18 protein-coding genes and 2 pseudogenes are annotated in these 13,226 nt (G+C 60.1%); 9 read left to right on the forward strand and 11 right to left on the reverse strand.

What is annotated here, in order from left to right; all coding sequences use genetic code 11:
* A pseudogene (locus tag QDY28_RS20185) lies at positions 1–182 on the forward strand (ISAs1 family transposase); the annotation flags it as partial.
* A 23-nt stretch (positions 183–205) separates the two neighbouring features.
* On the opposite strand, the pseudogene QDY28_RS20190 reads toward QDY28_RS20185, so the two are convergent.
* Positions 206–733 (reverse strand): annotated as a pseudogene (locus QDY28_RS20190) (response regulator); the annotation flags it as partial.
* A gap of 270 nt (positions 734–1,003) precedes the next feature.
* Between QDY28_RS20190 and QDY28_RS20195 the strand changes: the two are divergent.
* Both QDY28_RS20195 and QDY28_RS20200 read left to right on the forward strand, forming a co-directional pair.
* The gene (locus QDY28_RS20195) at positions 1,004–1,210 is read left to right on the forward strand and encodes a NepR family anti-sigma factor (RefSeq protein WP_331383436.1); all 207 of its coding nucleotides are present in this window, start codon (positions 1,004–1,006) and stop codon (positions 1,208–1,210) included.
* Positions 1,211–1,222: 12 nt separating this feature from the next.
* A complete protein-coding gene (locus QDY28_RS20200; protein ID WP_331383437.1) occupies positions 1,223–1,774 on the forward strand; it encodes an RNA polymerase sigma factor in 552 nt (183 codons plus the stop codon).
* 187 nt (positions 1,775–1,961) lie between these two features.
* Here the strand turns inward: QDY28_RS20200 and QDY28_RS20205 are convergent, their stop codons facing one another.
* The 7 genes from QDY28_RS20205 to hemP all read right to left on the reverse strand — a co-directional run bounded on the left by QDY28_RS20205 (position 1,962) and on the right by hemP (position 6,997).
* Complete coding sequence (locus QDY28_RS20205; protein ID WP_331383438.1) at positions 1,962–2,366, reverse strand: hypothetical protein; 405 nt, start codon at positions 2,364–2,366, stop codon at positions 1,962–1,964.
* 9 nt (positions 2,367–2,375) lie between these two features.
* Positions 2,376–2,726, reverse strand: a complete 351-nt coding sequence (locus QDY28_RS20210; protein WP_331383439.1) for a hypothetical protein — start codon at positions 2,724–2,726, stop codon at positions 2,376–2,378.
* Between the two features lie 173 nt (positions 2,727–2,899).
* Positions 2,900–3,691, reverse strand: coding sequence for a heme ABC transporter ATP-binding protein (locus QDY28_RS20215; protein ID WP_331383440.1), 792 nt, complete (start codon positions 3,689–3,691; stop codon positions 2,900–2,902).
* Positions 3,692–3,698: 7 nt separating this feature from the next.
* Positions 3,699–4,793, reverse strand: coding sequence for a FecCD family ABC transporter permease (locus tag QDY28_RS20220; RefSeq protein WP_331383520.1), 1,095 nt, complete (start codon positions 4,791–4,793; stop codon positions 3,699–3,701).
* Positions 4,794–4,812: 19 nt separating this feature from the next.
* Complete coding sequence (locus QDY28_RS20225) at positions 4,813–5,736, reverse strand: heme/hemin ABC transporter substrate-binding protein (RefSeq protein WP_331383441.1); 924 nt, start codon at positions 5,734–5,736, stop codon at positions 4,813–4,815.
* A gap of 10 nt (positions 5,737–5,746) precedes the next feature.
* Complete coding sequence (locus QDY28_RS20230) at positions 5,747–6,814, reverse strand: hemin-degrading factor (RefSeq protein ID WP_331383442.1); 1,068 nt, start codon at positions 6,812–6,814, stop codon at positions 5,747–5,749.
* Between the two features lie 9 nt (positions 6,815–6,823).
* Complete coding sequence (gene hemP, locus QDY28_RS20235; protein ID WP_331383521.1) at positions 6,824–6,997, reverse strand: hemin uptake protein HemP; 174 nt, start codon at positions 6,995–6,997, stop codon at positions 6,824–6,826.
* A 186-nt stretch (positions 6,998–7,183) separates the two neighbouring features.
* Here hemP and QDY28_RS20240 point away from each other — a divergent pair, with 186 nt between their 5' ends.
* From QDY28_RS20240 to QDY28_RS20260, 5 genes are all read left to right on the forward strand, one after another.
* On the forward strand, positions 7,184–7,630 hold the full coding sequence (locus QDY28_RS20240; RefSeq protein ID WP_331383443.1) for a hypothetical protein: 447 nt from the start codon (positions 7,184–7,186) through the stop codon (positions 7,628–7,630).
* Between the two features lies 1 nt (position 7,631).
* Complete coding sequence (locus tag QDY28_RS20245; protein WP_331383444.1) at positions 7,632–8,921, forward strand: energy transducer TonB family protein; 1,290 nt, start codon at positions 7,632–7,634, stop codon at positions 8,919–8,921.
* 120 nt (positions 8,922–9,041) lie between these two features.
* A complete protein-coding gene (locus QDY28_RS20250; RefSeq protein WP_331383445.1) occupies positions 9,042–9,440 on the forward strand; it encodes a DUF2325 domain-containing protein in 399 nt (132 codons plus the stop codon).
* The gene (locus QDY28_RS20255) at positions 9,437–9,715 is read left to right on the forward strand and encodes a hypothetical protein (protein WP_331383446.1); all 279 of its coding nucleotides are present in this window, start codon (positions 9,437–9,439) and stop codon (positions 9,713–9,715) included. Before QDY28_RS20250 ends, QDY28_RS20255 begins: the two co-directional genes overlap by 4 nt.
* A gap of 18 nt (positions 9,716–9,733) precedes the next feature.
* On the forward strand, positions 9,734–10,048 hold the full coding sequence (locus QDY28_RS20260) for an antibiotic biosynthesis monooxygenase family protein (protein ID WP_331383447.1): 315 nt from the start codon (positions 9,734–9,736) through the stop codon (positions 10,046–10,048).
* A 44-nt stretch (positions 10,049–10,092) separates the two neighbouring features.
* Here the strand turns inward: QDY28_RS20260 and QDY28_RS20265 are convergent, their stop codons facing one another.
* The 3 genes from QDY28_RS20265 to QDY28_RS20275 form a co-directional block, all read right to left on the reverse strand.
* The gene (locus tag QDY28_RS20265) at positions 10,093–10,470 is read right to left on the reverse strand and encodes a DUF423 domain-containing protein (RefSeq protein ID WP_331383448.1); all 378 of its coding nucleotides are present in this window, start codon (positions 10,468–10,470) and stop codon (positions 10,093–10,095) included.
* Positions 10,471–10,477: 7 nt separating this feature from the next.
* Complete coding sequence (locus QDY28_RS20270; protein ID WP_331383449.1) at positions 10,478–10,867, reverse strand: group II truncated hemoglobin; 390 nt, start codon at positions 10,865–10,867, stop codon at positions 10,478–10,480.
* Between the two features lie 139 nt (positions 10,868–11,006).
* On the reverse strand, positions 11,007–12,050 hold the full coding sequence (locus tag QDY28_RS20275) for a substrate-binding domain-containing protein (RefSeq protein WP_331383522.1): 1,044 nt from the start codon (positions 12,048–12,050) through the stop codon (positions 11,007–11,009).
* Positions 12,051–12,183: 133 nt separating this feature from the next.
* On the opposite strand from QDY28_RS20275, the gene QDY28_RS20280 reads away from it, so the two are divergent.
* A complete protein-coding gene (locus QDY28_RS20280; RefSeq protein WP_331383450.1) occupies positions 12,184–13,224 on the forward strand; it encodes a Gfo/Idh/MocA family protein in 1,041 nt (346 codons plus the stop codon).
* Positions 13,225–13,226: the final 2 nt, after the last annotated feature.

Raw genomic sequence — 13,226 nt, forward strand, 5'->3', positions numbered from 1 at the left:
ACGTCACCTTCAACGAGGATGCCGCCCTATCTCGAACCGGGCATGGACCAGCCAACATGGCCGTCGTCCGACACTTCGCCATCAACATGGTTCGAAGCCATAACGACAAGCGCAGTATCAAACTCAGACGAAACAAAGCAGGCAGAAACCCACAATACATGGCCGAAATCATCCGAGCATAACTGTTAACCCGGATTCAGAGCCGTGCCTCGGCATGGGTCCGGGCGATGCCGGTGACCCGGTGCCCGAGGCTTTCCACCATCTGCTCAATATCCATCGCGATCAGCGGTTCATCCTCGATGATCATGATGTCGGTCGCGACTTGGCGCGAAATCTCCTGCGAGGCCTTGTCCAGCAGATTCATGGCCTCGGTCTCCGTCACGTCGAGAATGTCGGCGATCTCGCCGAGACGGAAGTTTTCGACGGAGGCGAGAAGGAAGGCCTGACGGGCGATGGGAGAAACCTTGGCGAGATTGACCGAGGCGCGTTGTTCCCACGCATAGGGCGAGGTCGGTTCGGGGATCTGGATCGCCGAGGAACCGAAGAGCTGGGTGAAGAGTTTATAGAGTGCAACGCGGTCGTTCGGCGTGTCGGGGAAGATGGAAAGATCGGCAATGATCGCTTCCAAAACCGCCGCGACATAGGCGTCACCCGATGTCTGTGTCCCGGTGAGCGCGCGGGAATAGCGGCGCAAATAGGGAAGATGCGGCGCAATGCGTGTGGAAAGTGTCATCAATGGCTCCCGCCCCTTATCAATTCCTAATTGAAACACAGCCTCCAAGACTGCAATGACAAACAAACGCAAATTCGATAAAAAAGTTCCTCGGCATCGGAACTTTTTTTGGAGAAGCACATTACCCCTGCCGACGAACAGTAGGCTTAAACCTCTCCGAATTCGGGCCAAAGCGGACGTGAGGAGGGCGGACTGGCCTCCCCCACTGGGGTGCATAGAGGTACACCCTGAATCCATGAACGCAAGAAAATGCGGAAGCGAGCAGGCTAAATGACCACCCAGAATCAAGAGGACGCGGACCGCAAACGACCTGACGTGCGAGCCACTGATATCCTCGATCCCAACAATCAAATCGGCAACCGGCTGCGCTCATTCTATGCGGCGGTGCAGGACGAGGCTATCCCCGATCGCTTGCTCGACCTTCTCGAGAAGCTGGATCAGGCCGAACGTTTGGCTTCCGCAAAAGTCTCCGATTAAGGAGGAAGCGTCATGGAATCGAAACCGAGCTTCAAGCGCGAACTCCTGGCTGCCCTGCCGAGCCTGCGGGCCTTTGCGATCTCGCTGACCGGTCGCCACGACCGCGCCGATGATCTCGTGCAAGACACGATCATGAAGGCCTGGGCCAAGCAAGACCATTTCGAGATGGGCACGAATATGAAGGCCTGGCTCTTCACCATCCTGCGCAACGAACTCTACAGCCAGATGCGCAAGAGCGGCCGCGAAGTGCAGGACAGCGACGGCCTATTCACAGAATCAATGGCAACGCACCCCTCGCAATACGGAGCGCTGGACCTGCAGGACTTCCGCAAGGCGCTGGATCAATTGCCGCCCGATCAGCGCGAAGCCATCATCCTGGTCGGTGCATCCGGTTTTTCCTATGAAGAAGCTGCTGAAATCTGCGGTTGCGCTGTCGGCACCATCAAGAGCCGTGTGAACCGCGCCCGCCAGCGGCTGCAGGAATTGCTGCAGATTTCCGGAGAAGCGGATTTCGGGCCGGATGCCACCTCAGCGCCTTTGACGTCCAAGGCGTTTGCCTTCTAATCACGCGATCTGCACCACGTTTGCTCCATGGCGCAAATGCATCTATTGCGCCATGGTAGCCCAGCTTGACGTTCTTCCGATCGATCGTTGGCCAGGACAGCGTTTCCCTGCGCTGGCCAAAAACCCCTTTGAATTGTTTGCGGCAATGCGCGGACTTGTAGCGCAACACGAGGCTACTCAAGTCACCCTAGTCGTCTCGGCTCTTTGTGCCGATCAGGTTGCCGAACACCAGGGCGGTGGCGATGGCGGCGGTTAGCAGCGGCTGCGACTTGGCAAGGCCGAGCGCCGCCACAGCCATAGATTCCAAGGCCGCACGGCGTTCGCGGGCACGGCGTTCTTCCTGCTTGTTTATCACCGCCATGATGACGAGAAGGATCAGGGCGAGCAACAGCGCGCCGGCGGCGATCAGGAGCGCCGAAACGGCTGCGCCATAGATGGTCGCCAACCAGATTGCGGCGGCTATGAGGGCAAAGGCATAGGCCGTCAGAAAGAGGATAGCCGCTATGCCGATGAAAATACCGCTGCGTTTCGTGCGCGCAACGGTGCGACTCAATGAGCCCGAAAGAAACAGGCCGAGGAGCGGAGCTAGCATTGCGGCTCCTTAACGGCGCGACAGAAGCAGGGCAAACGCCAATCCGAAAGCTGCAGCCGCCCCGATAGTGGCAATGGGATGCTGGCGCACGGTCCTGCGCATTTCGCGCGTGCCCTTGGCATAGCCATGTTGCAATTCCCGCAGCAAGTCTTCGCCACGAGCCGCCAAATCCTCAAATCCGGTCTCCGCCCGCGCACGCATCGACCTGCCCTGAATGGCGCTGTTTTCACCGACGATCTTGGCGAAAGCGGCAATTTCATTGCGCAGATGCTCGATCTGCTCCTCAATGCTGGCTTCGAGGTCATGCAGGCTGCCGCCATTACGCTTAGCTCGCGCCGAATGGAGGATGGAAGTCGCCATGGTCTTGCTCCCTTACGTCGTTGGCATCTTTGTGCCGGCGCTGCTGCGCCGGCTTTGCGATGAGCGAATGCTGCCAGACATATTGCGCGGTTGAGCGCGCAGAACAGCGATCTGGATCACCGATTATCAACGCAGCGATGCAACGAAAAGTTCCGGATTTGACGAAAGGAGGGTCACTCCGCTAGTGCGCTGTGAGCGAGAACGAACGGGATGCCGTCGATCGGAACACGATTGACCCTTAGCGCGCAGCCGAAGACATCCTGCAAATGCCGGTCGGTCAGAACGTCGCCCACGGGACCTGCCGCCTGCAACCGGCCGTTCTTGAGCAGGACCATTTGATCGGCGAAGAGCGCCGTCAGGTTAAGATCATGCATGACGGCGATGACACCGCCCCCGCGCCGACAAAATTGCCGGGCGAGCGTCATAATGGTCAGTTGATGGCTGATGTCGAGGCTGGAGACGGGCTCATCGAGAAGCAGCCAGCAGGGCTTGCCATCCACGACGGGCTCGGAGATCTGGCATAGCACCCGCGCGAGCTGGACGCGTTGCTGCTCACCGCCGGAAAGCTCCTGATAGAAGCGACCTTCGAAGCCGGCGAGGTCGACGGAGGAGAGCGCCTCCGCGGCGATGCGATCGGCCTGCTCGGGATGGCTGTTGCGGCCGCTGGTCAGTCCCATGCGTACGATTTCCCGAACGGTGAAAGGGAAGGAAATGGCACTCGCCTGCGGCAGCACGCCGCGCAATTCCGCCAGTTGCCAGGCTTGAAGGCTGCCGATCTCCGATGCGTTGAGACGCACCGAACCTTGATAGGCAAGCTCCCCTGAAATCGCCTTCATGATCGTCGTCTTGCCCGAGCCGTTCGGCCCGCAAATCGCCGTCAGCGCGCCGACTTTGGCGGTGAAGCACACATCCTGCACGACTGTTTTGCCCGAGAGCCGAACAGAGAGATTTGAGACCTCGATCACCGGAACCTCACAGGCTGAGGCGCGAGCGCTGCCGAAGCAGCATCCACAGGAAGAAGGGCCCGCCGACGCCGGCGGTGATGATACCGATCGGCAGTTCGGCCGGAGAGACGACGGTGCGGGCCACCACGTCGGCGATGATGAGCAGCGAGCCGCCGAGCAGGGCGGAAGCCGGCAGCAGGAAGCGATGATCGGGGCCGATCGCCATGCGCAGGATATGCGGCACGATGATGCCGACGAAGCCGATGCCGCCGCTGACCGCGACGGAAGCGCCGACCGCGGCCGCAACGCTGACGATGGCTATATTCTTCAGCCGCTGCACGGCGACGCCTATGTGGAAGGCGGCTGCTTCGCCGAGGGTTAGCGCATTGAGACCGCGCGCCATGAAGGGCAGGGGCAGCATGGAGAGAATGATGATTGGTCCGGTGGCCGCGATCTTGGACCATGTGGCACCGGCAAGCGATCCCATGCTCCAGAAGGTAAGATCACGTAACTGCCGGTCGTCGGCCATGTAGATCAGCAAGCCGGTGGCCGCCAGCGCCAGCGCGCCGAGCGCAATGCCGGCCAGCAGCATGGTTGCTATGGACGTCAATCCTTGTCGCGTCGCCACTCTGTAGAGAAGTATGGTCGTGACGAGGCCGCCGGCGAAGGCTGATATCGGCAGGGAGAAGATGCCCAGGACCTGCGCGACCGGTGCGAGGATGCCGCCGCCGAGAACGATCATCCCCACGGCGCCGAGGCTGGAGCCGGCGGAAATGCCGATCAGGCCGGGATCGGCCAGCGGATTGCGGAAGAGGCCCTGCATGACCGCGCCGGAGACCGCGAGCCCGCCACCGATCAGAAATCCGAGAATGGCGCGGGGCAGGCGAATGTCGAAGATGATGATCCGATCGCGGCTGCTCAGCGCATTGTCGGCGCCGCCGCTCACCATGCTGCCGATGACGTCGACGATCGAGGCATCGGATGCGCCGGTCGTGATTGAAAAGACGAAAGCAATGAGAGCGGTGATGACGAGGCCCGTCAACACGAAAAGGGAGAGCGCAGTGCGGTCGCCTTCGCGGTGGCGGCGGTTCCTTCGGTGCGACTTGCGCTTCAGTCCCGGCATGACCTCGTTGAGCGCCACCTCAGCCCCCGTAGATCGCGGCATTCAGCTCGCGCACGGCACTGGCGGTACGCGGCCCGAAGCCGAGCAGATGCAGGCCGTCCATGCGGACGATCGCCTTGTGGCTGGCGGCGGGTGTCAGCGAGATCGCCGGCTGCTTCAAGAGGTCGTCGTCTTTCATCGACAGCGGACCCTCGCGGTCAATGATGAGGATCACGTCGGGGTTGGCCTTGATGATCGCCTCATCGGTCAGCGGCTTGTAGCCCGAGAAATTGCTGACGGCGTTGATGCCACCTGCAAGCTTAATGATGCCCTCGGCGGCGGTGTTGCTGCCGGAGGCGAGAATCTTGCCGTTCTGGTTGCTGAGAATGAAAAGGACGCGTTTGCGTTCGGCCTGCGGGCGCTTCTCAGAGTCAGCAATTGCCGCGTCGAGATCAGCGGCAACCTTGTCCTCCAATGCCTTTGCCTTGTCGTGCACGCCGAGCAGCGAGCCGACCACGTCGATCTTCTTCAGAATGCCGTCACGGTCATAGCTCTGCGGCATGGTCTCGAAGGGTACACTGGCATTGCGCAGCACCGCCAAAGCCTCGGGCGGGCCGGAACCATCCACTGCGATGATGGCGGTCGGATTGACGGCGAGAATCCCCTCCGGCGACAGCGCCCGCATATAACCGACATCGGGCAGCTTGGCTGCCGCCTCCGGGTATGTGCTGGTGGAGTCGCGGGCAATCAGCCTGTTTTCCTCGCCGAGCGCGTAGATAATTTCGGTGACATCGCCGCCGACGGAAACGAGGCGCGACGTATCGATCTTGCGCGCTTCAGCGGCATGGGCGCGCTGAACCAGACTATAGCCGCCTTTGACCGGCACTAGCGGCAAAGCCATCACCAGCGCCGTCAGCGCGATTTCCCACGGCTTGATGCGCTTGAGATTCTTCAGCATCATCATAACCCGATCCTTACGCGGCGACGCTGGCGCCGGCCTTCGGCAGGTTCTCGATGATGGCGCGCCAGTCGGGACGCTCGTCGAGACCTTCTTTTCGCTTGCCGAAGAACTGGATGATCATCTCGCCCTTGGCGTTGTAGGCTTCGAGCGAAGTGACGTGACCGTCCTTCGTCGGCTTGCGCACGGCCCAGGCCTCGGCGATGTGATCCTGGCGCAGATGCAGATGGAACGTGGGGTCCATAACGTTGATCCAGAGACCCATTGTCTGCACGTTGAAGATCGGACCGGAATGAATCTGCACGATGCCGTCATTGGCGACGAAGCACATGATCGGCAGACCTTCACGAACGGAAGCATGCATCATCTCGGCGACCGCGTTCGTTTCCAGCTTCCAGGCATAGTCGTCGCCCACCGTGCGGATCGCCGCCTGGCGGCCGATCTTCAGTTTTTTCAGCATGCCGAAGAATTCATGCGTGTCCGTCATACGGCTCCAGTGGTCGCGCAGTTCGTCGCGGCTGACATCGCCCTCGATCTCGCCGTTATCATAGCCCGTGCGATCCTCGACAAAATCCTGCGACTGCTCGTCCAGCCGCAGTTCGGCGACCATGGCGTGGTAGGCTTCAACGTTAGAGGTGGGGCGGAGATGCACCTTATGCACGGCATCGCCGGCCTTATCGAAGAACTGCAGGCTGAGCCGTTGCTGGTCGCCGTCGGTTTTGGTGACCGCGAAGGCGTGCGCCCAGCGCTTCGGGAAGATGCGCAGATCGATGTTCTCGCCAAGCACAATGGCCGCCTGCACACCTGATTTGATATTTTCGTAAGCCCCGATCTTTTCGTGCACGGCGCTTTCGTTGCGCGACAGTGCCAGGACTTCGCCAAGGGACGCGACGCGAGCCAGGAAACGGTGGGCATCGGCATCGATACGAACAGCGGAAATGCCGACTTCCGCAGCGACCAGCGCCGCTTCGGAAACGCCCAATCGAGCCGCGAGATCGCGCTCGCGCATTTTCGCATTTTCAGCGCGAAAAGCGCGGATATCGGCTGGGGCCAATCGGGTCGTTTCTCTGGTCGTCTCAGTCATCTGCAATGCCTATTTGTTGAGAATGAGTTTGCCTTGGCGCGTGATTTTCATCCGGTAGATGGTGCCCTCGTGCCTGATCATGATTTCAGTCTGGCCGCGAAAAATATCCGTGCTCTCGATAATTCTAATGTGCGGTGCGGCAGTCGGCGGCACCGGCTGTAATGGTGGTTTCTCAGCAATCATCCTGCTTGGTTTTGCCTGAAAATTCATAGGAAGCCGGGCTCTGTTCCGGCCAGATTTATCTTGACTCACATACTCAAGGTTTCCTAAAGACGCAATAGAAGACTGTAAGAGTCAAGTTTTAATTTTGGGCGATGCACGCACGGCATTGATCCGCGCTCGTCAGCCAATATTCAGGAGAGATTGCCAATGCCGACGAAGACGATTTTAGCCGTGGTTGCCGGCGGACTGTTCAGCATTGCCTCCTGCCTCCCAGCCTTTGCCGAGGAAGCGACCGCGGCTTCGCCAAATGCGCCGAAGCTCAATGTCGAACTCAATGCGCTCGTGCCGTCTCAGAAGGGCTGCATGATGACCTTCGTCGCGGAAAACGATCTGGCGACGCCGATCGGCAAGATCTCCTTTGAGCTCGCCTTCTTCAACGACAAGAACGCGGTCGACCGTGTGACCGTCCTTGATTTTCGCGACCTGCCGGTCGGCAAGAAGCGCGTGCGGCAGTTCGATATGCCTGGTGTGAAGTGCGAGAGCGTCAGCCGCATCATCATCAACGATACGCCGGTGTGCGACGGCCCCGCCGCGGGCGAGTGCAAAGCCGCGCTCACCACCCGTTCGCAGCTTTCCGTTTCCTTCGAAGGCTGAGATGATGGCCTCCCGCTCGGTCAAGGTTTCCATCGAGCGTCACCGCGCCGGCGGTGACATGAATGACAATCATCCGAGCGTTCTTCCGGGGCACGAACTGACCGGACTTGACGGCGTGCCGCGGCCGCCAGCCGCCGAGGCGGTGGTTCACTACAGCCGTTTTGCCCAGATCGGTTCCTTTCCCGCCCATCCTGCCGAGCCTGTGTCTGATGCGTCCGAGCCGCCTGCCATGGATCTGCCGGCGGAGAGACCGAATCGTGCTTTTGCGACTGGCAAGAAAACAGTCACCTTCGCCTGCCTCGGCTCCTTCCTCTTTCACGCCGCCATCGTCGCCGCCTTGTTGGTGACGATGGTGGCAGTGCCCGAAGATGCCACGGAAGAGGCGGGCGATACCGTCAGCGTCATCATGCTCGGCAGCTCCGATATGGACCAAATGTCGGCAGGCGAGGAAAGCACGGAGCCGCAGCCGGAAGAGATAACGGCAGATGCCGTGCAGCCCGAGACGGTGCAGCCGGCCGATGTAAAGCCCGCTGAAATGGAAGCTGTTCAGCCGATGACCGAGACCGTGGAGGCCGTGCAGCCGTCGCAACCGCTGCAACAGGTGTCTCCGGACATCGTCGTCAGCCCGGAGCCGGAGGTGCTGGCGACGCAGGCGCCGGCTGAGACGACAGTGGTTCAACCGATGACGTCTGTGCAGCCGACAGATGCTGAGCCTGCCGAAATTCGGCCCGCCGAGGCGGAACCGGTCGACGTGCAGCCGGCGGAAACTATGCAAGCAGCCGTGCCACCCACCGAAGTGGTGACCCCGGTCGAGAAACCGGTCAAGCCAGCCAAACCGGTCGAAAAACCAAAGGATGTAGTCAAGAAGCAGCCCCCGAAGGTGGCGAAGAAGGCCGGCTCCGGTGGTGAGAGCGAGCAGGACTCGAAAAAGGGCGCTGCCGAAGGGACGGAAACGGTGCAGTCAAATGGGAATTCGCAAGCCGACGGCCAGCGCACTGGCTCGGGCAGTGCGGCGGTTGCCAACTATCCAGGTAAAGTGCAGTCCCGTATTCGCCGCGCTGTCCGCCTGTCGTCGAAATACGAAAAGGGCATAACGGTTCGTGTGCGTCTGACGATCGGAGCGGGCGGCGAGCTCAGTTCTCTTTCCGTAGCACGGAGTTCCGGCATTCCTGAACTGGATGAAGCCGTCACCGACGGTGTTCGTCGCGCGGCGCCATTTCCGCCGCTGCCGCCGGAATGGGGCAAGCCCAGTTGGTCCTTCACGCAAGAGGTTCAGGTGACAGGGCGATAGGTTGAATAAATATGACCCAGTATCTCAACTTTATTCTTTACTGCAAAACTCAACTTTAATATGGTCGCCTCGCGCTCGATGGAATCGAGCGCAAAAGAGCAACCAGCAAACGGGTGATGCATGGCGCGTAAGGGGAAAAAGGATTTTGGCCGCGATGGCCGCGAGGCGCAAACGCCGGCGCAGGTATCGGCAAGATCCAGTCTCGACGGGCGCAGCTTCCTTTATGTCGGCGGCCGCGATTGCCAAGTGGCGCATCTTCGCGAGATCGCCAGCAGCTTCGGCGCCGAGCTGATCCATCACGACGGCGGTTTGCGCGAGGCAGTGTCGCGCATCGACACCGTGCTGCCTTCCGTCGACTGCGTCTTCTGCCCGATCGACTGTATCAGCCACGATGCCTGCCTGCGGGTGAAGACCGGCTGCAAGAAGTTCGGCAAGGCATTCATTCCTTTGCGCAACGGCAGCAAGTCGAGCCTTGAGCGAGCGCTGCAGACCATGAACGAACGAGACAATTCCCGATGACTGACAAAGGCCCTGACGGGTTCATGATGATCGGCCTGCACAAGCTCGCCTCGCAGAAGGGCGACGGCTTGGTGCCGGAACTCTATGAGCTGTTGATGCGACGCGCCGAAGAGCAGCGACAGGCTCCAAATGTGACGGCTTTTCCCTTTTGGGAGGCGCGCCTCCCCGGTGAAGCGACGGATATCCCGCTCGGCATTTCCGCGCGCGACGGCACGAATGTCATTGCCTTTGCGCCACAGCCGGGCAAAACTGCCGAGCGCCGCAAGAAGGTTTGACCGCCGGGAGATCCAGCCATGTACATCGCGATGAACCGCTTTAAGGTCATCATCGGTTCGGAGAGCGCTTTCGAGGCCGTTTGGAAAGGCCGCGATTCACGGTTGGAAGAGGTTCCAGGTTTCGTAGAATTCCGTCTGTTGCGGGGCGGAACGAATGTGGAGGAGGGCTTTACGCTGTTTTCCTCGCATACGATCTGGCGCAGTGAAGAGGATTTCCTCAACTGGACGAGATCCGAGAATTTCCGCATGGCGCACCGCAATGCCGGAGACAACAAGGCCCTCTATCGGGGACCGCCTCGATTCGAGGGATTCAATGTGGTTGCCGGGGTTTGACGGCATCGCCACATATCAGCCTGGCGAGATAAACCGCCGGTTCTTCAAGTTTCAATCGCTGTTCTTTTAAAGAACGCTCCCAAAGCCACCACGGCCCATCCGCCTATCATTCCGAGCCCTCCCGTCGGTGCGGCCAGCGGGAAAAGCGAATTGCCACCGAAATGACGGCCGACGAGATCGCCGGCAAAGATCAGTGTTCCCAGCCCAAGCAGCACCGCCGCCACCGGGGCTGTGCGGATGCGGTCATAGCCGGCGTAGAGGGCAAGCAGGGCAGGGGCATGCGCCAGGCACATAGTCGAAGCAGAGCCGAGAAAATGCGCATCGCCGCCATGGGACGCTGCTGCCGCGAGCGCGACACCGGCGCCGCCGAGAATGCCTGCGAGAAACAGGGTGAGCGGACGGATTATAGTGCTGGAGCTCATGTCTTTTCTATTCCCGGTTCTGCATATGAAAGGCGAGTCGCTCGACCGGCTCCCAAATGATAGTCCGAAGCTTCTCGTTCTCGATGGTTTCGTCCATGGCCCTACGGAAGCAGAGCAACCATTCGTCGCGCTCCTTTGGACCGATGGCGGCAATGAAATGGCGGCTGCGCAGGCGCGGATGGCCCCGCTTTTCGATATAGAGCTGCGGGCCACCGAGATAGCCGGTCAGATATTCGTAAAGCTTTTCCCTGGAGCCTTCGAGGCTTGGCGGATGCACGGCGCGGCAGTTTGCTGCTTCCGGAAGCGTATCCATCAGATCGTAAAAACGCGCCGTCAGCGCCCGCACGGTCCGATCGCCGCCGATTGCCTGATAAAGTGTGATGGTCTCTTCGCTCAAATGCCAGCCCCCATTTGCTGCGCTCTAAATGGCAACTCGCAAGACTGGCCGCAACTGCCGATATCCTCCATGCGGCGTTTCGGCGCTGCAGCGGCATGATCTCATTCAAAAGCTGTTCTCGATCTTTGCAGATCGAGCGCTATTCCGCCGCCATCAGTTGGAAACTGTCGCTTTCGCCGGGAATGAGCTCGAGCGGCCAGATCGTCTGGCGCGTCTTCCTGGGGTATTCCTGGCTGTAAGCGGGCATTCCGGAAAGCAGGATCTCAGCCAGTTCGACGCCGAGATCGTGCAATGAGGTGCGGAAGCAGGTCAGTGCCGGCTGCAGGAATTTGGCACGCGGCGCCTCGCGAAAGCTTACGACGGCAATGTCGCGCCCAGGAATGATGCCGGCTTCCATCACGCGACGATAGAGGCCGATCGCCATCAGTTCGTAGATCAGGATCACGGCCGTTGGCTTCTCTTTGAGCCGCAACAGTTCGTCGGCGACCTGATAGCCGCCCTGTTCGCTCGATTTGGCGCGAATGACGAGAGCCGGGTCATAGGCGATGCCATGCCGCTCCAGCGCGCGGCGATAGCCCTCCACGAAAATGAAGCCGAGATTGATGTCGCTGGAGGGGGCGCTGATGGCGATGCGGCGATGTCCATGCGCCACGAGCCGGTCGACTGCGCTGTTGGCAACACCGTCGAAATCGAGGTCGGCCCATGGATGCTGCGTGCCCGAAAGGCTGCGCCCGAGAGCGACGAAAGGTATCTTCGCTTTGGCGAGTAAGTCAAAACGCTTATCGACGCGATGCGTCTCCGAAATGATGAGCGCATCGACGATGCGTCTCGCCACCATGCGCTTCAGATATTCATAGGGGTCTTCGTCATGCGGGCAGGGCAACATGATCAGATCGAGCTTGTGGCGCAACAATACGCTCTGCAATCCGCCTGTTACCGTCAGAAAGAAATTATCGCTGTTTTCAACAGTTTCCCGGCTGGATTGGATCATCAGCCCAATGACGTTTGTCGTACCTTGCCGCAGGCTGCGCCCCGATTGGTTCGCTACATAGCCAAGCTGTTCTGCCGCGGCGAGAACGCGCTTGCGGGTTTCCTCATTGACGTCGGGCTTGCCGTTAAGCGCCCGCGACACCGTGCCGATTGAGATATCGAGATGTTCGGCAAGCTGACGGATACCCTTCATCGACTGCGTTTTTCCTTCCTGCGGCAATTTGCGGTCTCCCTCTATTGACACAGTAAATTCTTTTCGCATAGGATCGTAAACGTTTACGGGACGCGTGTCACGAGGAGTTTGACACCGTTCGCTGGAGGAAATCGTGAAATTTAACGCCATTCTGTGCGGGTGCGGAGCTATGTCAAAAGGCTGGCTCAAAGCCATTGCCTCGACCCCGTCGCTTGCCGAATCCATCAGGATTGTTGGTCTGGTGGACCTGAACCGCGCGACCGCGGAAAACCTTGCGGGGGAATTCGGTCTTCAGGAGGCGGTTATCGGCGCGGATCTGGCCGAGGTCATTGCCGCGACGAAGGCCGATCTGGTATTTGACGTTGTCATCCCCGCCGCCCGTTTCGGCGTCGTGTCGACCGCGTTGAAGGCTGGCTGCCATGTCCTGAGCGAAAAGCCGATGGCAACCTCGCTCGCCGAGGGTGCCGCTCTTATCGATCTCGCCACCGAAACCGGCAAGGTTCATGCCATCATCCAGAACCGCCGCTTCATCTCCGGCGTGCGCCGCATGCGCCGTTTCGTGGAGGAGGGCGCGATCGGCGAGCTTACCGGCATTCATTGCGACTTCTTCCTGGCCCCGCATTTTGGCGGATTCCGCGAGGAGATGGACAACGTGCTTCTCCTCGACATGGCGATCCACACCTTCGATGCTGCCCGGTTCGTTGCCGGCAAGACGCCGCTTGCTGTCTATTGCGTCGAGAAGAATCCTGCCGGCTCCTGGTACAAGCACGGTGCGTCCGCGCATGCGCTGTTCGAATTTTCCGACGATGTCGTCTTCAGCTATCGCGGCTCCTGGTGCGCCGAAGGCAAGCGCACGAGCTGGGAGAGCCAATGGCGGCTCACCGGCAGCAAGGGCATGCTGACCTGGGACGGCGAAGAGCATTTCGAAGCCTCCCTTGCCGGCCATGAGTCCGGCCTGCTGCACGGCTTTACCCCGATCGACGTTCCCGGTCCCGAGCATGATGACGAGACGCATGGGCATGCCAGCGTCATTGCGTCGTTCATCGAGGCGGTGAAGACAGGCAAGCGGCCGGAAACCGAAAGCCGGGACAATATCCATAGCCTCGCCATGGTCCTCGGCGCGATCGAAAGCGCCAAATCGGGCCGGCGTATCGAAATTTCAGCACAAGGATAGTG

This window comes from Rhizobium sp. BR 362, from assembly GCF_036528765.1.
Lineage (GTDB): Bacteria > Pseudomonadota > Alphaproteobacteria > Rhizobiales > Rhizobiaceae > Rhizobium.